This is a genomic window from Acetanaerobacterium elongatum, from assembly GCF_900103835.1.
Taxonomy (GTDB): domain Bacteria; phylum Bacillota; class Clostridia; order Oscillospirales; family Ruminococcaceae; genus Acetanaerobacterium; species Acetanaerobacterium elongatum.
The window spans coordinates 89801-108937 of sequence record NZ_FNID01000004.1; the positions used below are offsets into that span (position 1 = coordinate 89801).

16 protein-coding genes and 1 pseudogene are annotated in these 19137 nt (G+C 50.3%); 4 read left to right on the forward strand and 13 right to left on the reverse strand.

The features are described 5' to 3' along the window. Positions 1-135: 135 nt before the first annotated feature. Positions 136-1473 carry a methyl-accepting chemotaxis protein gene (locus tag BLR50_RS02205; RefSeq protein ID WP_092638053.1) on the reverse strand — a complete coding sequence of 446 codons (1338 nt, stop codon included), beginning with the start codon at positions 1471-1473 and terminating at the stop codon, positions 136-138. 336 nt (positions 1474-1809) lie between these two features. Here BLR50_RS02205 and BLR50_RS02210 point away from each other — a divergent pair, with 336 nt between their 5' ends. The 3 genes from BLR50_RS02210 (at position 1810) to BLR50_RS02220 (ending at position 4192) form a co-directional block, all read left to right on the forward strand. Then, complete coding sequence (locus BLR50_RS02210) at positions 1810-2730, forward strand: helix-turn-helix transcriptional regulator (protein WP_092638055.1); 921 nt, start codon at positions 1810-1812, stop codon at positions 2728-2730. Positions 2731-2812: 82 nt separating this feature from the next. After that, positions 2813-3499: an AlkZ-related protein gene (locus BLR50_RS02215; protein ID WP_092638057.1), complete on the forward strand. Its 687-nt coding sequence runs from the start codon at positions 2813-2815 to the stop codon at positions 3497-3499. A gap of 42 nt (positions 3500-3541) precedes the next feature. Then, entirely contained in the window at positions 3542-4192 is a 651-nt protein-coding gene (locus BLR50_RS02220) for a flavin reductase family protein (protein WP_092638059.1), read from the forward strand. Positions 4193-4279: 87 nt separating this feature from the next. On the opposite strand, the gene BLR50_RS02225 is transcribed toward BLR50_RS02220, so the two are convergent. The 11 genes from BLR50_RS02225 to BLR50_RS02275 form a co-directional block, all read right to left on the reverse strand. Further along, positions 4280-6049 carry an Rqc2 family fibronectin-binding protein gene (locus tag BLR50_RS02225; RefSeq protein ID WP_092638061.1) on the reverse strand — a complete coding sequence of 590 codons (1770 nt, stop codon included), beginning with the start codon at positions 6047-6049 and terminating at the stop codon, positions 4280-4282. Positions 6050-6357: 308 nt separating this feature from the next. Continuing rightward, positions 6358-7452, reverse strand: a complete 1095-nt coding sequence (locus BLR50_RS02230) for a Nif3-like dinuclear metal center hexameric protein (RefSeq protein WP_092638063.1) — start codon at positions 7450-7452, stop codon at positions 6358-6360. A gap of 56 nt (positions 7453-7508) precedes the next feature. Next, entirely contained in the window at positions 7509-8201 is a 693-nt protein-coding gene (locus BLR50_RS02235; RefSeq protein ID WP_092638066.1) for a class I SAM-dependent methyltransferase, read from the reverse strand. Between the two features lie 62 nt (positions 8202-8263). Beyond that, a complete protein-coding gene (locus tag BLR50_RS02240; protein ID WP_092638069.1) occupies positions 8264-9523 on the reverse strand; it encodes an MFS transporter in 1260 nt (419 codons plus the stop codon). A 173-nt stretch (positions 9524-9696) separates the two neighbouring features. Beyond that, positions 9697-9897 carry a DUF1858 domain-containing protein gene (locus tag BLR50_RS02245; RefSeq protein WP_092638072.1) on the reverse strand — a complete coding sequence of 67 codons (201 nt, stop codon included), beginning with the start codon at positions 9895-9897 and terminating at the stop codon, positions 9697-9699. 208 nt (positions 9898-10105) lie between these two features. Then, entirely contained in the window at positions 10106-11629 is a 1524-nt protein-coding gene (gene xylB / locus BLR50_RS02250; RefSeq protein WP_092638074.1) for a xylulokinase, read from the reverse strand. Positions 11630-11712: 83 nt separating this feature from the next. Beyond that, positions 11713-13026 (reverse strand): xylose isomerase, encoded by a 1314-nt coding sequence (gene xylA, locus BLR50_RS02255; protein ID WP_092638076.1) that lies wholly within the window; start codon positions 13024-13026, stop codon positions 11713-11715. A 32-nt stretch (positions 13027-13058) separates the two neighbouring features. After that, complete coding sequence (locus BLR50_RS02260; protein ID WP_092638099.1) at positions 13059-14081, reverse strand: LacI family DNA-binding transcriptional regulator; 1023 nt, start codon at positions 14079-14081, stop codon at positions 13059-13061. A gap of 273 nt (positions 14082-14354) precedes the next feature. Further along, the gene (locus tag BLR50_RS02265; protein ID WP_092638078.1) at positions 14355-15092 is read right to left on the reverse strand and encodes an amino acid ABC transporter ATP-binding protein; all 738 of its coding nucleotides are present in this window, start codon (positions 15090-15092) and stop codon (positions 14355-14357) included. After that, positions 15092-15883: an amino acid ABC transporter permease gene (locus BLR50_RS02270; RefSeq protein WP_423230274.1), complete on the reverse strand. Its 792-nt coding sequence runs from the start codon at positions 15881-15883 to the stop codon at positions 15092-15094. The genes BLR50_RS02265 and BLR50_RS02270 overlap by 1 nt, the downstream gene beginning before the upstream one ends. Before the next feature lie 202 nt (positions 15884-16085). Further along, entirely contained in the window at positions 16086-16901 is an 816-nt protein-coding gene (locus BLR50_RS02275; protein ID WP_092638080.1) for a transporter substrate-binding domain-containing protein, read from the reverse strand. A 445-nt stretch (positions 16902-17346) separates the two neighbouring features. On the opposite strand from BLR50_RS02275, the gene BLR50_RS02280 reads away from it, so the two are divergent. After that, entirely contained in the window at positions 17347-18216 is an 870-nt protein-coding gene (locus BLR50_RS02280) for an NAD(P)/FAD-dependent oxidoreductase (RefSeq protein ID WP_092638082.1), read from the forward strand. 372 nt (positions 18217-18588) lie between these two features. Here the strand turns inward: BLR50_RS02280 and BLR50_RS02285 are convergent. Further along, a pseudogene (locus tag BLR50_RS02285) lies at positions 18589-19137 on the reverse strand (IS3 family transposase); the annotation flags it as partial.

Consider the following 19137-nt stretch of genomic DNA (forward strand, 5'->3'; position numbering starts at 1 on the left):
GATATTCGAAATATAAATAAAGGGAGATGATATCTTCATCTCCCTTTGAGTAACATATGATGCGACACGAAGCGTATAAAGAATCAATGACAGTTTATTCTACCATATACGATTCGCCAATGTCAACAATCTTTTTTAGTATTTTTCGTCGTATTCGCTGTAACTGCCGGCCGAAGCGGGCTGGTATACCCCACTCTTTTTACCGGATAACGCCCCCGCTTTATTCAGCTTAAACGCCTTTACATACTCACGCAGCATCTCGGCCTGGCTGGAAAGCTCCTCGCTGGCCGCGGCGCTCTGCTGGGCGGTTGCGGAGTTGTTCTGCACCACTGCCGAAACCTGCTCCAGCCCGTGCGAAATCTCGATAATGGCGTTAGCCTGTTCGTTGGTGGCATTGTTGATTTTTTCAATACGCGCGGTTACACGGCCGATATCGGTAAGCATCTGCGAGATGCTCTCGGCAGTAGAGTTTGCAATAGTATTGCCCTCTTCCACCGTTGTGATCGATTTCTCAATCAGCTCGGTGGTATCGTGAGCCGCCTCGGCGCTCTTGTTGGCAAGGTTGCGAACCTCGTCTGCCACCACCGCAAACCCCTTGCCTGCGGCGCCCGCTCTTGCGGCCTCCACAGCGGCATTAAGGGCTAGGATATTGGTTTGGAACGAGATATCCTCGATTACCTTTATAATCTTCTTGATATTCTGCGAAGATTCGTAAATCTCGTTCATCGACTGCAGCATGCTCTGCATCCGGCTGGAGCTGAGCTCAGCGGATGCATTTATCTCCTGCGCAACGGCATTTACACGGTTTGTATTCTTGGTGTTTTCCTGCGTTTTGGTTGAGAGGTCGTTTACCGATTCGCTGATCTGGCGAACCGAGCTGGCCTGCAGCTCGGCGCCCTGCGAAAGCAGCGTGGCACCGCCGGAAACCTGTGAAGCGCCGCTTGCAACCTGCTCGGCGCTCTCGTTAATACGCAGCAGCGTCTGTGAAATCTTATCAAGCGACCGGTTGAGTGAGGTTTTTATCTGCGCAAAGTTGCCGGTGAAATCTGATTCGATGCGAACACGCATATCCCCTTGGGAAAGCTTGTCGAGTACCTCGGCGATCTCGGCAACATATTCATTCATGTTCCGGTCGGTAACAACCAGTGCCTGTTCCAGTACCTCAATTTCATTGCCATGGCCCTGCCTTACATCGGAAGCGTCAAGGCCGGTGATATCAGAAAGACTTTCCGCAATCTTCGTTACCGGTGCAGAAATCTTTTTTGCAAACAGCTTGCTGATAAAGAAGGTGAGCAGCACAAATACCACTACCGCGGCCACCGACAGAAAAATGGCCATTCTAAAGCCCTGCATGGCATCCTTGCTGGTGGCCGTGAGATAGTTTGTAAGTATGACAACGCCTCCGAAAATAATCGCCACAGCAGCCACAAACAGAGTGATGAGCCCGACAATCCTGCTCTTAATGTCTTTCATAACAATAACATTCCTTTCTGGGAATTGCACGGTTTCGGTAAAGCCGAAATTTCGGCCGTTAACTGAAAAGCACAAAACCCATGTGTGAAAGATTCATCTTTCACACTGTTGTCCTTCCTTTTAACTATTGAGGAAATCATGGTGGCAGTGATGGAACATTAATCCTTATAGTAGTATTTGTATTATAAGATATTCTGGCGAAAAATTCAATAAACAAGATAAAAATCTAGCATTATTCCAAGGAAATTCTGCGTATTTTGCATAATTTTATGTTGACAGCATAATGTCAGCATTGCTATACTGTGTTTATTCTAAACGGAAGGAACCGTTTCGGTAATGAAAATAGACCGTTTACTTGGTATTTTGAGTATTCTTTCTAAAAAACCGAAGGTAAAGGCAAAAGACCTGGCCGAGCGCTTTGAGGTTTCCATACGCACCATCTACCGTGATGTGGAGGTTATCTGCCAGGCGGGTATTCCGCTTGTTACATCCCCGGGGGGCGACGGCGGCATCAGTATTGCCGAGGGGTTCACCCTTGGTAAGGACGTGCTTACCCGTAACGACCTTGAGAGTATAATATTGGGGCTGAAAAGCCTGGAAAGCGTTACACAGGGCACCCAGATTCGCTCGCTGCTCACGCGGCTGGCCCCCGAGCCTGAAAGCAGCATTATACCTGCAGGCAGTGACGTGGTGATAGACCTTGCCTCGTTCTATCGCTCCAGCCTTGCGCCCAAGATCAGCCTGCTGCGCGAGGCTATAGCTGTGAAGCAGACGGTGCGGTTCGATTATTACGCTAAGAACGGGCATACCCTGCGCGAGATAGAGCCATACCTGATTGCCTTCAAATGGTCGGCATGGTATGTGTTTGGCTTCTGCAGGCTCAGGCAGGATTTCAGGCTGTTTAAGCTTAACCGTATTACCGAGCTTACCCTTACCGGAGAAGGCTTTGAACCGAGAAGCCTTACCGCAGAGCAGGCAGATTTGGATGCTTTCTATCAGGACCCTGAGAAGCGTCATTATGCCACGCTGCTGTTGAGCAGAGATCTTGAGTACATTATGATTGATGAGTATGGCATAAACTCTTACAAGCCCGTGGATGAGCAGAGCATTGTAGCACAGTGGGATTATATCAACGAACGTGAAATGGTAAAAACCGTGTTGCGGTTGGGCTCCGGTGCCAAGGTGCTAGCCCCGAAGAGCTTGGCGGATGCCGTAAAGGATGAAGCGCTGAAGATTTTACAAAATTATTCGGAATAAGAATAATACTGACATACAGATGTCAGCAACAGGTTGTTAAGATAAAGCCAGTGGAACAGTTTCCAGAAAGGACGGATACAAAGTGCTGAATACCTATCATGACTTTGTCGCGCGGGTAAACGAGCTGGGTTATTACCCCTTTTACGGGCGATTCCTTGCGGGGGTTCCGACAGTAGAGGCCGAAACCGCGCCCGAGCAATGGCATACCGGCGATGAACAAACCGACCCGTGGCAGTGGAAGGACCGCGCTGCGAAGGAACGAAAGCTTGCCTTTGGCTGCATTCTGGGCGGGTACAAGGGCTTTGTGTCTAAGGGAATGTATCCCCTGTTCTATGCGGCCAACCGCCCAGCCGAAACGGTGGAGGAACGATATTTGAACGGCGAGGTATCACAAGCTGTCTATTCTCTGTACCGGCTGTTTGAGAACGGAGCCGAATTAAGCACCTCAGAGCTGCGCAGGGCGGCAGGTACCTCTAAGAACAACGGTGTCTCCCGAACCGACGCTGCGATGAAGCAGCTGCAAAAGGAATACCTTATTACCGTGTGTGGCAATCGGCGCAGGGTTAGTGCCGACGGGCAGGAGTTTGGCTGGCCCGCAAACACCTACTGCCTGGTGGAGGACTGGGCCCCGGAAGGCTGGCTGGACGGTGCCGATGCACTTACTGCCGAAGAAGCCCGCAACCGGATACTGAAGGAAAGCACGGTATTCGGCAAAGAAGTGGACAGCACAGCGCTTTCCCGACTGTTGTTTGGCAGGCGAAAAAGCTGAACACCAAGACCGATTTAAGCGACATCAAGAAAGGAAAAAGCAATGAAGATTGAGATTTCAGAAAAGAAACCCGAGCACTACAAGGAATACTGGCCGATGCAGTACGACATCTTTTCGCATTTTGAGTATACCTGTGGGGTACCATCGGTGATGTTTTTGATTACTACCTTGAAGGAAAACGGCAATGCAAACGCCTGTCTGCACGCATGGAGCACCTTTTCGGGGGATAAGGGCGGCTTTTTCGCCATCCTGCCGGGGCTGATGCAGCACACCCACACCTATCACAATATCCTGCGGGAGAAGGAGTTCTGCATAAACTTCTTACGCCCCGAGTATTACGATGCCTGCCAGAAGACGATTGCCGAAAACAAGGAGGAGATTGACGAGCTGGCCATTGCGGGCTTTACCGCCGAGCCCTCCAGGCTTATTAAAGCGCCGCGAATCAAGGAGGCATTCTTAAGCTACGAATGCACTTTTGAATCGGCCTGTGATCTTTCAGGCGCAGGCATCAACGCCATGGTCATCGGGCGCGTTCGCCATGCCGCGGTAGAGGAGACTAACTATATCATAGAAAACATCTGCAGCGAAGGCTCGTTTATGTTCAACATTCATTCCCCCAAAAATCCGGTTTCCGGTGAGGGAGAACAATCGGCGGTGGCAAAACTAACACTAGTAAAACCCCTAAACGAATAGTGCATTTTGTTTTAAGCAAGTTCCCAGCAGTAATAATCAGGCGTATACATTCATGCATGTGAATGTATACGCCTTTTTGAACCTGTTTTACTTCTGTGATTTATCCTCCAACTGTGCCGCGCGCTGAGCGGAGGGGGAAACAAATGCTGTTTTGTACGGGTCGTAGATAACAAACCCGGGCTTTGCGCCCTGCGGCTTTTTGATGTTGCGTATCTCGGTATAATCCACCGGCACCTGAGCCGATTCCCTTGCCTTGCTGTGGTAGGCGGCAAGCATCGCGGCCTCCTCCAGTGCCTGATTGCTGGGCGACCTGCCTTCGGTTACCAGCACGGTATGGGAACCGTGGATATTGTGGGTATGAAACCAGATATCGTTTTTCTTGGAGTCTTTGAGGGTAAGGCGGTCGTTGGAAAGGTTATTACGCCCCACCAGAATTAAAAAGCCGTCGGTAGAGCGGTAACGGTGCGGCCCTGCGGGCTTCTGCCGCTGTGCCTTGCCGCCGGTACGTCGTTTGAGGTAGCCCTGTTGCGCAAGCTCCTCCCGAATCTCGGCAAGCTCGCTCTCGCCCGATGTTCGGGAAAGCTCGTCGAGCACCGATTCCAGATACCGCAGTTCCTCTTCTCCGCTCTGAATCAGCTCGGTGAGCTTCTTTTCGGCATTCACGGCCTTGCGGTACTCCTGAAAATAGCGCTGCGCGTTCTGCTGCGGGGTAAGGGCCGGATTAAGCGCAATCTCCCACACCGGCTGCGACGGCTCGTAGTAGTTTTCCAGCTTCGCCAGGTGGTCGCCCTTCTGCAGGCGGTAGATGTTGGCGCTAAGCAGCTCTCCCTTGATGCGAAGCTCCTCACGCTTTGCACAGGTTTGCAGTTCCTCCTGCTGCAAGGCGAGCTTTCTGGCGGTACGCTCGCAGGCGTTGCCCAGCAGCTTCAGCAGGTCGTGTGAACGCTGTTTCATGCGCTCAATACGCCCGCGTTCGCTGTAAAAGGCATCCAACAGTTCAGAGAAGCTATCATATTGAACCGTCTTTAAAAATCCGTTGTATTGATCGATATCTATAAAGGAGAAATCCTTCGGCTTGCCCTCTTCATCCAGTACCGTGGTGGGGGTTGGCTGCCCGCCTCGCAGGATATCGCCGACACGCTGAAGACAGCTTTCCAGCTTCTTAAGCTGCATGGCCGTAAGGTTGTGCGTCTGCGTTTCAACACCGCCGGTGGCATAGTGTGCCATCTCGCGTGCAAGCAGCGGTGAAACACCCTCCAGCACCGAAACCAGCACCTTGGAAAGCTCGCCGCTCTTTGCATATCGGATTCCCTCGATAATCTGCCGGGGGGTATGCTCAACCAGGCTATACCGATTGCTTGAAGGCGGAAGCGCGTATTCCATACCCGGAAGTACCTGACGCACACTGGAGGTTTCGATGTCTACGCGCTTAATAGCGTCGAGTATCCGCCCATTTGAGCCGATGAGGATGATATTGGAGTGGCGACCCATAATTTCAATACAAAGGGTAACCGTTACGGTATCACCCAGCTCGTTGACCGTTTCAAAATCAAGGAACAAAACGCGGTCGAGCCCCTGCTGCCGCACGGCAATCAGCTTGCCGTTGCCGAGATTTTTGCGAAGCAGTACGCAGAACATGGGGGGCGACAGCGGGTTTTCAACGCTGACAGTTGTAAAATGAATCCGTGCGTTTGCCGCACAGGCCGACAGCAACAGCTTGGCGCTTCCGGTTCTGTGGCGCAGCACGATAATAACCTCGTCTTTGGAGGGCTTGTGTATCTTTTCGATGCGCGCACCAAGCGCGACGCTTTCAATCTCGCGCTTGATGAGGGAAAGGGTTGCTCCGTCAAGTGCCATAATTCAGTCGATGCCTCCCTAATGCCATCCTAACAGTACTCGTTAAGGGGCAGTTAAAAAAATACGGGCGTCCAGCCCGTGTATCATATTCAAAATGGCCGGTATATTGTAGGGGCGCGCATTGCGCGTCAGCAGTCTTACTGGCCGCTAAGGGAATACTGCGGGAGACCATAGGTCTTACCTACAATATTCCCTCCCGCGCTCGGAAATAATCTGCCCAGCCGTTGCAGGGGTGAACTGTTATTTTCCGCAGTACTAACGCAACCGGGATTACCGCGGAAAGGCCAATGGCCGCCCCTACATTCTTTTTACAAGTAGTTCACCGTTTCAAGCGACGCTTTGCCCAGGATAAACTCCACATCGGAGAACTGGTTCTGCAGGCGGTTTTTCAGCGACGAGACCGCAAGCATCTCTGTAGCGTAGTGCCCCGCGTCAATGAGGGTGTAGTCCATATTTTTCGCGTCGATAAACACGTTATGCTTTATATCGCCCGTTACATACGCCTCTGCTCCGGCGTTTACGGCGTTTTGCAGGTATTCGCCGCCCGAACCGCCGCACACCGCCACGGTGTGTACAACTGCGCTGCCGCGGGTATAGCGGATGCCCTTGGCGCCGAGCTTCTCCTTTACATAGGCCGCGAATTCGGTGGCGGTCATGGGGGTTTCAAGCTCGCCCACGCGCCCGATGGATACGCTGTCTCGGATAGCCTGATTTAAAAAGATATCGTAGGCGGGTTCCTCGTAGGGGTGCACCCGCTTCATGGTGGCTATAACCGACGACAAGCGGCTTTTGGGGCAGATCATCTCAATCCGGCACTCCTTCACCTCTTTGAGGATACCGGATTTACCGATAAACGGGCGTGCCTGATCGTTGGGCTTAAAGGTACCCTTGCCTGCAGTTTCAAAGGCACAGTCGGTATAGTTGCCCAGCGCACCCGCACCAGCGGCAGCCATGGCAGCCTTTACCTCGTCGGCGTTATGCTTGGGTACAAACACTACCACCTTGTAGTATTCGTCGCCCCCCGCATTCTTGAGCCCCTTTACATTCTTTAACCCAAGGGTGCGCACAAGGATATCGTTCACGCCACCATTCGCTACATCCAAGCTCGTGTGTGCACAGATTGCCGAGATGCCGTGTTTAATAAGCTTATACACCACCGGCTCGCTCTGCGCCGTTACGGCCTTGACGGGGTTGAAGATTACAGGATGATGGCTGATAATGAGCCGTGCCCCCGAGATAATTGCCTCGTTGACAACGTCGCCGGTTATATCCAGCGCCAGCATCGCCTTTGTAACCGGCTGCTCCCTGTCGCCCGCTAGCAGGCCGGAATTATCCCACTTTTCCTGCTGCTTAAAAGGGGCGATACGGTCTATATATCCATAAATCTCACCGACAGTAGCCATAGAAGTTCATGCCCTTTCTTTTCTGTTTTGCCAAAGGCATTAGTGCTCGTTTAATCCTATATCGTATATAAAGCTTGAATCTGCTCCGCGAGCAAACGTAAACGCTGGAGCTCTGGGCCGTTCTCTTCCGCCTTGCCCTGCTCAAGCCCTTGAATGGTTCGGCCTAACACCTCAAGATAGTGCTTGATATAAGCGGCAGAATCTTCATCGGTGTTGCCTTTCAGCCGCCCGATGCTTTGCAGCAGCAGATCGGGTTCAAGGCAAATGCCTGTATAGGAGGCTAGCATTACGGTGTAGTAGTGCCGCCCGATATGGATACCCTGTTCCCTAATAATATCAAATCCGTTTGTAAAAAGAAAGCGGCGAAGGTGCTCCGGGCGCGTCATGGGCTGCAGGATAAGATGAACGTCTGCAGCCTTTAGCCATGCAGCGTTATGAATAATATCGGCAATCAGCTCGCCGCCCATGCCGCAGATAATAATATCCTGCGCACAGTGTTCGGGGAGCGCCTCAAGACCGTTTGAGAGGCAAAGGCTAATCTTTTCCGTAAGGCCAAAACGTTCAACCGTTTTCCTTGCTCTGGCAAGAGGGGCGCTGTTGATGTCGCAGGCGTAGGCATAAGGCGAAATCCCGCTGCCCGTTAAATAGCAGGGCAGATATGCGTGGTCGGTGCCGATATCGGCCACCACGGCGCCCTGACGTACCATTTCAGCCGCGGTGCTCAGGCGTTTATCTAGTGAAGGCAACATGCTGTACGTCCTTCCAAAATATTTACTTTTTGTAATACAGCGGTACTATATTACCTTTCTAGCTATGCTTGCGGTAACGCATCAACCATCTTTGACGCACGGCTGGTAATAAACACTGTTATATACTGCAATCCGGTAAGAACCGCCATTGCAATCAGGTAACCGAGCTGCGTCTGTGGGAAGAACAGTATCATCAGCACGCCCGCCGCGCGCCCCAGCCCCAGCAGCATATCCTTTGTAGCCAAGAGCTCATATTTTGCCTTCGCGCCATCCGCAGTACGGTTAAAGAGCGTAAATATAACCGTAACAATCGGGTTTAACAGTATGATATTAAAAAAAGCATTGGTAATACTCATGATAATAATCGTTGTAGCGTTCAGTTTAAAAAATAACAGCCCGCTTGCTATAAAAAGCACGGTCGTGGCGGTGAGCATCCAACGGATACGGTGTTTGGGGTTCATAAAGCGGCCAATCGTCCAGTTTGCGGCTATGGTAAGCACGCTTGCAAGCAGGGTGTTAAAGCCAATCAATGCCTCGTTTTGAACGTTGGCAAACAGCAAAAGGTTTAAAAAGAAAGCGAAGGTGCCTTCACGAAGGCCCTTGATAAACTCGCACACCATGCAGTAGCGCCAGATACGGTTTTTTACTGCATTATTGAGCGCAAGCCCAAAATAGGTCTGGTGGGTTTTTGGGGGAATGGGCGGTATCTTCAATGTACTGAGCACCATCGTAATCACGGCCACCAGCAGCGAGGCGCCAAACATCACATAGTAGCCCGTCATACCCTTGAATAATGAGATGATATAGCCCGAAAACATAGGCATAATCAGTGCCACCGCACCACCGCTCATACCAAGGAACGAAATGGCGACATCACGGTTCTGCACGGTAGTAAACTCTATGAGCATCACGTTATAGGCTATCCAGTAAGCACTGCTTGCAAATGCCGAAAGTATGGCAATAGACGGCATGCCCACAGCCAGCGTTCCGGTGAACATCAAGGCAAAAAAGGTAAGGTACATGACGATATAAAGCAGAATGCCCACCCGCGAGGAGATTCTTGGGGATGTTTTTCGCATATATAAAGCGGCCAGCGGCATAGACACTGCAAAGGCCAGATAAAAGATGAAATTGTAGCGCAGGATAATGCTATTCTCACCTGTTAACCGATAAAGCAGTGTGTTGATAAATACGCCGTGCAGGTTGGTAAAGATTAAAAAACAGGTATGTACACCCGCAAACCGCAGGCAGTTTGACGAGAGGGCCGTAATGCCCAGCACATCCGCAGCTCTGGCTTTGAACCTGGTAAATGCATCGTCCATAGAGATAAGCCTTTCCTTCAAATTCAGCCTTGGCTTTTCAGGCAAGACCGCAGAAAATGGTGAGATTTTGTAATAACCCAGGTAAGTCTATTGTTTTTTTACAAAGCTAAGCCGCCCGATGCAAAAATGCCGCGGACGGTAAGCGGAAAATGTTCGGTTTTAGGCCAATATATTTATTTGTTTGCAAGGAACTCATTGATGGATTGTACCAGCTCGTCACTGTCTACTCCATGCACCTCGCAAGCCTGCTCAATGGTTTCACCTCTGGCGGAAGGGCAGCCTAAGCAGTGCATACCCATGCCAAGAAAGAACTGAGCGGTTTCGGGGTTAGCGTCTAAAACCTCGCCGATAAGTGTATCTTTTGTAATCGTCATGATTGTATTTCCTTTCTTTAATGACTTCCAACTATACCGCAACAGTATATACGGCTTAGCTATATTATAATGTGCGCTTAACGCCTTTGCAATATGCAAAACAGAAATTAATGACGCAGATGGCTCTTCTATCTCAGCCGTAAAATATCTTCCGCCGCAGAATATTCTTCTGCGGCGGAAGACGGGAGGAAGTTATAAAATGAAATAATCAAAACTTACTGAGCTCGGCAAAGCGGTCTTTCAAGCTGCTGTAGAGCGCTTTGTAAAGCCTGTGGTAATCGGTATACACCTGTACGTTTTCGGGAATAGGCTTGCTGGGGTTTTCGGGGTGAACCGCCATTGCGCACGCATCAGGAACACTTTTAAACAGCCCGGCGGCTACACCGGCCAAAATTGCAACGCCCAGTGCGGGGCCTTCCTTGGAAGAGGAGGTATAAACGCCGCAGTTGTACATATCGGCAAGCATCTGGCGCCACAGCTTGCTGGTGCCTCCGCCGCCGCAGGCGATCATCTCGTTTACCGAGCTGCCCATCTCCTGCAGGATATCGTTGCAGTCTTTGAGGGAGAATGATACGCCCTCCATTACTGCGCGGATAAGCTCGGGCTTTTTATGCATTGCCGACAAACCGAAGAATACGCCGCGGCAGTTGGGATCAAGGTGGGGGGTGCGCTCGCCCATCAGGTAGGGCAGGTACAGCAGGCGGTTGCTACCCGCAGGAACCTCGGCGGCATCCTTATCCATGAGGTAGTACGGGTCTTTTCCGGTCTGCTCAGCCTTGGTGATGTAATCTTCGCAGAAGTTATCACGGAACCATTTGAGCGAAAGCCCGGCGCCCTGGGTAACACCCATGATGTGCCAGCAGCCCGGCACCGCACAGCAGAATGTATGCACACGGCCCTTCGGGTCGATGGTAATCTTGGAGGTATGCGCAAATACAACGCCTGAGGTACCGATGGTGGTAAATGCCTTGCCGTCGGCCACAACGCCGGTGCCTACGGCGGCGGCTGCGTTATCGCCTGCGCCCGCGGCTACAACCGTGCCTTCGGCAAGGCCGGTGAGTGCGGCGGCCTGAGCGGTGATTCTGCCGCTGATATCGGGTGACTCATACACCTTTGCAAGCAGTGATGCGTCGATATCCAGCTTGTCTAAAACCTCCTGCGACCAGCAGCGGTTGGGTACATCCAACAGCTGCATGCCGCTGGCGTCGGAAACATCGGTGGCATACTCGCCGGTAAGCATAAAGCGAACATAATCCTTCGGCAGCAGGATATGCCTGCAGCGCTTGTAGTTTTCCGGCTCATTGTTGCGAACCCACAGAATCTTGGATGCGGTAAACCCGGTGAGGGCAGGGTTGGCGGTAATCTCGATTAAACGCTTGGCCCCTACCTTTTCGGTAATCTCGACGCATTCCTTGGCGGTGCGCTGGTCGCACCAGATAATCGAGGGGCGGATTACACGGTTGTTCTCATCCAGCATAACTAAGCCGTGCATCTGGCCCGAAAGCCCGATGCCCTTGATGTCGGCAGCGTTAACGCCAGACTGGGCAATTACCGCTTTGATGGTGGCAACCGAGGCCTCGTACCAATCCTCGGGGTTTTGCTCGGCCCAACCGTTATGCGGCTGGCTGAGCGGGTATTCCTGCGAGGCGGAGGCAATTACGATGCAGCTTTCGTCAAATAAAACCGTTTTGGTTGCCGAGGTACCGATATCTATACCTATCAGGTAATTCATCAGGTTTTCACCCTTTCAAATAGGATTTAAAAAGTATCCGGGCATACTGCCCGGATAAGGAAGAGGATTATAATGAAAAGAAATTAACCAAAGATAATCTCGTTGAGTACGCTCTCAAGGTATTCCTGCTTGCCGCTTTCCATCTTGGGCTCGCCGTTCTTGAGGGTGTAGGCTTCGAGCTGCTCGAGGGTAACCTTACCGTCAACAATGTCTTTACCGATGCCGGTTTTGTAGGAGGCATAACGGTTTTCAACAAACTTATCCAGTCTGCCGTCTTCGATAGCTGCAGCAGCCTTAATCAGGCCGAGAGCAAAGGCATCCATACCGCTGATATACGCAAGCGCGATATCCTCGAAGGTGAACGAACCGCGACGAACCTTGGCGTCAAAGTTTAAGCCGCCGTTGGTGAAGCCGCCCGCCTTGAGCACTTCATACATGCACAGGGTGGTGTCGTATACATTGGTGGGGAATTGGTCGGTATCCCAGCCCAGCAGGTAGTCGCCCTGGTTAGCGTCAATGGAGCCAAACACGCCGTTGATGCGTGCGGTTCTGAGCTCGTGCTGGAAGGTGTGCATAGCAAGGGTTGCATGGTTTGCTTCGATGTTCATCTTAAAGTCTTTATCAAGGCCGTATTTTCTTAAGAAGCCGATTACGGTAGCGGTATCAAAATCGTACTGATGCTTGGTGGGCTCCTTCGGCTTGGGCTCGATGTAGAAGTCGCCGGTAAAGCCCTTGGAGCGACCATACGCAACAGCCAGCTTCATCAGACGGGCCATATTGTCAAGCTCTAAGCCCATATCGGTGTTCAGCAGGGTTTCGTAGCCCTCACGGCCGCCCCAGAACACATAGCCCTTACCGCCGAGGCGGATGGTGGCGTCGATGGCGTTCTTAATCTGAGAAGCAGCATATGCAAAGCTGTCAGCGTTGCAGGAGGTACCTGCGCCGTGCATGTAGCGGGGGTTGCCAAAGCAGTTCGCAGTTCCCCACAGCAGCTTGATGCCGGTTTTCTTCATCAGGCCATCAATGTACTCTACCATTTCAAGCAGATTGGCGCGGGTTTCTTCAAAGGTGGCGCCTTCGGGAGCGATGTCAAGGTCGTGGAAGCAGAAGTATTCAATACCCAGCTTCTGCATGAACTCAAAGCCTGCGTCAGCCTTTGCCTTGGCCTGAGCCATCGGGTCGGTCTGCCCATAGGTGCGGCCCATGGTCTCGACACCGAACGGATCTCTTCCGCCCGCGCAGAGGGTGTGCCAGTAAGACATAGCAAACTTCAGGTGCTCCTTCATGGGCTTGCCCATGATGATTTGATCGGGGTTATAAAACTTAAATGCCATAGGGTTCTTGGACTTGCTACCCTCGTACTTTACGGTGGGAACAGTAGGGAAATAACTGGCCATTTCTATTTACCTCCTAAGTAAATTAAAGATTCTCATAGATTCTCTAAGATTTTTATTTCATTTTTAACGAAATACTGGTCATTATCCGGTTTCTTTCCGGTAATCAGGTAATCAAACACGATGCGTGCCGACTTGTAACCCTGCGTGAACGGCTGCTGGCAGATGGTAGCGGCTATTACGCCCTTTTTCATCATCTCCACGGTGGTGGGAACCTTATCGTGACAGACAATCTTGATTTTACCCTCCAGGCCCAGTGACTGCACCGCACGGCATGCACCGTAAACACCGCCCGCCACCACATACAGGGCGTTAATCTTCGGGTTCTCCTCCAGCATGCGCTTGGTTACGTCAAAAGCTTGAATCTCATCATCATTGGTCTCACGGAAATCGGCTACCGTAAACTTCTTGAAACGGCTGTTCATCACATTTTTAAAACCCGCGATGCGCCGTGCGTGCCCCAGCACCTTAATGGAACCGGTAAGCACTCCGATGGTTGCTGTACCCCCGGTAAGGATACCCATCATACCACAAGCGGTTTCGCCGCCCTTGAAATAATCGCTGCCAACATAGCACAAACGCCGGGTGTTCTCGATATCGCTGTTGATGGTCACAACGCAGATGCCGGAATCGGAAAGCTCGTTAATCTTGGCCGCAATCAACGGGTCGTTAATTGGGGTGAGCACCAACGCGTTTATTTTATCGGCAATCTCGTTGATAATCTCAAGCTGCCTTTTAGCCTCATAGCCTTTCATGGTCTTAACCAGAAACCTTGTGCCGTAATCAGTCAGTTCGGTTTCCGCCTGCTTGATGCCACGAAGCACATCTTCAAAGAATGCGTTACCCTCGGAGGTAAGCACAACGCCGATAACAAAAGACTTTTTCTTTGCGGCGAGCGCCTTACCGGCCACATTGGGCACATAGCCTAGCTGTTCGGCAATACCGCGTATCATCTGCTCGGTTTGCGGCTTTACCCTGCCGCGGTTGTTGAGTACACGGTCTACTGTTCCTCTGGAAACTCCGCAGATTTCTGAAATCTGTTTAATTGTAACGGGCATGCGTAGCATCACCGCTTTCCTTCAGGAGTATAGCCTTTGGTTTTGCGTGCTCAAGCACATATTCTTTGCCTATATAATAATATATAATAAATTGCTTGTCAATACTTCTCGTAAAAAAAAGATGTTAGCTCGCCGCTTAAGGCTCTATCGGCCGGCTAATAAGGCTGCTTCTAGCAGCTGATTACGATGTGCATAGGCACAAAAACCGGGAATATGCTGTACAGCATATTCCCGGTTTATTAGCGATTCTATAGGATTATATATACGAAGCGGTTATTTTTCGAGTGTGCGCTTTAAGAACTCCTTAGTGCGCTCGTTCTTGGGGTTGGTGAAGATTACATCCGGAGTATCGTCTTCCACGATAACGCCCTTATCCATAAACAGTACGCGATTGGCTACCTCGCGTGCAAAGTCCATCTCGTGCGTTACCACTACCATCGTCAGGCCGCTCTTGGCAAGGGTTTTCATTACCTTGAGCACCTCGCCCACCATCTCAGGGTCCAGGGCGCTGGTGGGTTCATCGAACAGCAGGGCGTCCGGCTCCATCGAAAGCGCGCGGGCTATGGCTACACGCTGCTTCTGCCCGCCCGAAAGCTGGGAGGGACGTGCGTTAATATATTTATCCATACCCACCAGTTCAAGGAACTTCATCGCAGTCTCGGTTGCCTGCTCTTTGCTGCGGCCAAGCACCTTGACAGGCCCCACCGTGCAGTTGCCAAGCGCCGTAAGGTTGTTAAACAGGTTAAACTGCTGGAACACCATGCCCATCTTGGTGCGGTATTCCGCGCGCGAAAGCCTGCTGGAGAGCACGTTTTCACCGTGATAGGTAATCTCGCCGGAGGTGGGATCTTCTAAAAGATTGATGCAGCGCAGCAGGGTGCTCTTACCCGAGCCGCTGGAGCCGATGATGCACACCACCTCGCCCTTGTTTACGTCAAGGCTGATGTCTTTAAGCACCTCGTTGCCGCCGAAGCTTTTCTGCAGGTGACGAATCTCAATAACCTTTTCCATCACAGCGTACCGCCTTTCACCTTGAACTCCTGCTCAGGGGTGGTCTGCGAACCGTGGATGGTGTAGGAATCGGAGCCATCCATGCGCTTTTCAACCGCCTTGAGGATGCGCGTAACCGTGAAGGTCATGATGAAGTACATAATGCAGATGATAAGGTATGCAGGGAAGTACTGGAACGTAATACCTGCAACCGTCTTACCTTGAAAGAAAAGCTCTGTAACTGCTATTACATTCAATACAGAAGTATCCTTAATGTTAATAACAAACTCGTTGCCGGTGGCGGGAAGGATATTGCGTATTACCTGAGGCATGATGATGTTGAGCATGGTTTTAATGTGTGTCATACCGATGGAATGTGCTGCTTCGAACTGGCCCTTATCCACCGATAGGATGCCGCCGCGTACAATCTCAGACATATACGCGCCAGTGTTAATAGAAACAATTAAAATACCTGCAAGAGTTGTATCCATATAAAAGCCTGCAAAGGCAGCACCGTAAAAAATAACCGTTGCCTGTACAATCATTGGGGTTCCACGAAACACCTCAATGTATGCGGTAAGGATAAAGTTAAGTATTTTAAGTACTGACCGTTTAACAGCGGAATCACGCGCACTTACCGGAATGGTGCGTACCACGCCAACAATCAGCCCTATCGCCGAACCAATAATTGTACCTGTAATAGAAATGAGTAGGGTGATACCCGCTCCCATAAGCAATAACGGCCAATAGTTTTGAACAATACTTGATGTCCATTCCCAAAAGCTCATTTCAGCTGCAGCAGAAAGTAACATTTGTGTGGCTCCTTTACTTCGGGTTTAAGCAAGTTATAATAATGCTAATGATTGATTATACCAGAAAAAGCCCTATTGAGCAACATTTTTCTATCACTCCGGCTCCGTATTACTCCATTTTTAACATCTGTAATCGTGGTAATCACAATCATTTAAAAGGGAGGGCATTTTTGCCCTCCCTGCATGATTTAGACCTTTTGAATTATTGCTGTGTAGGCTGATTCTTAATTGCGGCATCCATAATCTGCTTTCTCTGGTCTTCAGAGATACCAGCTAGCGCCTCGTTGATGCTCTTGGCTAGAGGGCTACCCTTCTTTAAGCCTACCGCAACGGCTACATCCTCATCAGAGGCTTCAAAGCCAGTGGTAAATTCAACCATGGCAAAGTTGGAATTAGCGGCACAAGCAGAAACACCTTCCGGCTTTTCAGAAACATAACCGTCGATGCTGCCAGATTCCAGCGCAACACGCATGGTGGGGAAATCATCCTTGGCGGCCTGTTTCTGCACACCTTGAATCTGATCAATTACAGTATAGTGAAAGGTATTTAGCTGTGCAGTGATTTTGGCGCCCTTAAAGTCTTGGATGCTCTTCGCGCCCTCGTAGGGGCCGCCCTTCTTCACTACCATTACAAGGTCTGACTTATAATAATTATCAGTAAAATCAATGGTTTTCTTTCTTTCGGCTGTAGGAGACATACCGGCGATAATTGCATCTATGGTGCCGGACTGAACTGCGGGGGGAAGGCCATCCCACGCTGTTTTAACGATTACAAGCTTTTTACCGAGTTTCTGGGCGATAATCTTGGCAATCTCTACGTCGTATCCCCCGGCGTAACCGCCGCCCTGAATAGCTACCGCACCGTTGGAATCGTTGGTCTGTGTCCAGTTAAACGGAGCGTAGCCGCACTCCATACCTACTTTGAATTCTCCGCCGTTAGAGCCAGCGCAGGAGGTTGCGAAGACCATTGTTGTAAACAGCATAACAGCTACAACTAAGATACTAATAATCTTTTTCATCAAAAACATCCTTTCTTATGTACTTATAACGATCAGGAACAGTGAAAGGTTGTATTTACGCCTGGTTGCCAAGTACTCCGCACTATCCAAAACCGGAATAAGCATTACTCTCATCCTCAACAGAAAACTTCCTCATCCGTTCTCTGCGAATCTATTTTTTTATTTTCCCTCAAACCTATGCAATTGTCAAGGAAAACACGATTTTTCGTAATAATTATTTAAAACTTTTAAGTGATAGCATGCTGCTTTAGCTAAGTGTATGATGAATTGAACACAGTAAGCCTTTAATTTTCCAAAATTAATGACGAAATTAACCATTCGTGATAGAATTAATTAACTCATTAAGTAGGTGATTTTGTTACAGAGATTAATATAGTATAGTCTATAATATACTATATAAATTAAATGCTGAGGTTATTTCTCTGTGGAAAGAAGGATTAAAGGAATGGCAGACATTATTATACTGGGCTGCGGGCCTGCCGGGATTTCGGCGGCCGCCTATGCCGTGCGCGGAGGGCTGACCGTGACGGTTATCGGCAAGGACGGCGGTTCGCTTCAAAAGGCCGATAAAATTGAAAACTACTATGGTTTTTCACAGCCGATTTCAGGGGAAGAGTTAATTGCCGCCGGAATAGAGCAGGCACGGCGTCTGGGGGCGGAGATACTCACCGACGAGGTGCTGGGCATCGACTTTGACGGCGAGCAGTACACGGTAACCGCCAAGAACGAAGTCTATCGTGCGCCCTGTGTTATTCTTGCTACCGGTTCGGCCAGAAGGGCACCAAACATCCCTAGGCTAAAAGAGTATGAGGGCAAGGGGGTTAGCTACTGTGCGGTATGTGATGCTTTCTTCTATCGCGGCAAGGATGTGGCCGTGCTAGGCAGCGGCGAATATGCTTTACATGAGGCGATGGAGCTTTTGCCTGTGGTTCGTTCTGTTACTCTGCTAACCAATGGAACGGATCCCAGCATAAAGCTGCCGCCCGAGATAAAGCTCGCAGACCAACCAATCGCTGCCTTTGAGGGGGAAGGCGTGTTGCAAACTGTGCGGTTTAAAAACAGTGAGAGCCTTGCAGTAAGCGGCGTGTTTGTCGCCCTAGGTGTTGCGGGCAGCAGCGACCTTGCGCGCAAGCTGGGTGCCGAGATTAACGGCACCTCAGTGGTGGTGGATGCGGATATGCAAACCGCACTGCCCGGGCTGTTTGCGGCTGGCGACTGTACCGGCGGGCTGCTTCAGGTATCCAAGGCCGTATACGAGGGTGCGAAAGCCGGAACCTCAGCAATTAAATATATTAGAGCTTTAAAAACAAAATAGGAAGTGTTGATAAAAACGATAAAACGTTTTTTTATGGCTCTGTTTTGCTTATCTTCATTTCGCATTTTACATGCCTACACTGTTTTATCTCTGTTCCCGTGAATAGAGCGCTGAATGCCGTGTTCGCAGCCTTGCGGGCATAAATTAAGAACGCTAATGTTGACACTCATCGTTTCAATATTAGCGTTCTTATATGGTGCGAACTATTCACACAAGTCCCAATTGACCCGGCCTAAGTTTTAAAGACAAAGAAAACATCAAGTTTTCGTTATTTATTGCAGCTTTGCTCTGAATTAAGCCCAGTTGCGTTCATTTCAGCATTTCGATGCCATTGGCTTTTACCATAAGATTGCAGCGGCTCTAATTAATGCTTTAAGCAACGTGGCCGCTAAACGAAGCCGGGGTCCGATAGCCGTTCCCGGTGTGCAGCCGCTTCCGGTGATAATAAACCTCTATGTACCAAAAGACCGCCACCTTCGCTTCTTCACGGGTTCGGAAATGCTGGTCGTTCAGCCATTCCTGCTTGAGCTTGCCCCAAAAGCTTTCCATGGGAGCATTATCCCAGCAGTTGCCCTTCCGGCTCATCGAGCACTTGAATTCATGCTTTTTAAGCAGCCTCTGATATTGCTTGCTGCAATATTGGCTGCCCCGGTCACTGTGCAAAATCACACCCTTGGGGCTGCCGCGCTTCCTTCTGGCGTTTGCAAAGCATCTTATGACAAGCGCCTTCGTCATCCGGGCGTCCATAGCCCAGCCGACGATTTCCTTGCCTCATAAATCCATAATCCCCGCCAGATACAGCCAGCCTTCATCCGTTGCGATGTAGGTAATATCGCTTACCCACGCCGTGTTTATCTTATCAAATTTAAATGTGCGCTCGTATTTATCCCGCAGCTTTTCGGTTTTGAGGTTTATTCGCTC

Coding starts and splice junctions, on each gene's coding strand:
- BLR50_RS02205 (WP_092638053.1), bottom strand. CDS start 1,473: ATGAAAGACATTAAGAGCAGGATTGTCGGGCTCATCACTCTGTTTGTG.
- BLR50_RS02210 (WP_092638055.1), top strand. CDS start 1,810: ATGAAAATAGACCGTTTACTTGGTATTTTGAGTATTCTTTCTAAAAAA.
- BLR50_RS02220 (WP_092638059.1), top strand. CDS start 3,542: ATGAAGATTGAGATTTCAGAAAAGAAACCCGAGCACTACAAGGAATAC.
- BLR50_RS02225 (WP_092638061.1), bottom strand. CDS start 6,049: ATGGCACTTGACGGAGCAACCCTTTCCCTCATCAAGCGCGAGATTGAA.
- BLR50_RS02230 (WP_092638063.1), bottom strand. CDS start 7,452: ATGGCTACTGTCGGTGAGATTTATGGATATATAGACCGTATCGCCCCT.
- BLR50_RS02235 (WP_092638066.1), bottom strand. CDS start 8,201: ATGTTGCCTTCACTAGATAAACGCCTGAGCACCGCGGCTGAAATGGTA.
- BLR50_RS02240 (WP_092638069.1), bottom strand. CDS start 9,523: ATGGACGATGCATTTACCAGGTTCAAAGCCAGAGCTGCGGATGTGCTG.
- BLR50_RS02245 (WP_092638072.1), bottom strand. CDS start 9,897: ATGACGATTACAAAAGATACACTTATCGGCGAGGTTTTAGACGCTAAC.
- xylB (WP_092638074.1), bottom strand. CDS start 11,629: ATGAATTACCTGATAGGTATAGATATCGGTACCTCGGCAACCAAAACG.
- xylA (WP_092638076.1), bottom strand. CDS start 13,026: ATGGCCAGTTATTTCCCTACTGTTCCCACCGTAAAGTACGAGGGTAGC.
- BLR50_RS02260 (WP_092638099.1), bottom strand. CDS start 14,081: ATGCCCGTTACAATTAAACAGATTTCAGAAATCTGCGGAGTTTCCAGA.
- BLR50_RS02265 (WP_092638078.1), bottom strand. CDS start 15,092: ATGGAAAAGGTTATTGAGATTCGTCACCTGCAGAAAAGCTTCGGCGGC.
- BLR50_RS02270 (WP_423230274.1), bottom strand. CDS start 15,883: ATGTTACTTTCTGCTGCAGCTGAAATGAGCTTTTGGGAATGGACATCA.
- BLR50_RS02275 (WP_092638080.1), bottom strand. CDS start 16,901: ATGAAAAAGATTATTAGTATCTTAGTTGTAGCTGTTATGCTGTTTACA.
- BLR50_RS02280 (WP_092638082.1), top strand. CDS start 17,347: ATGGCAGACATTATTATACTGGGCTGCGGGCCTGCCGGGATTTCGGCG.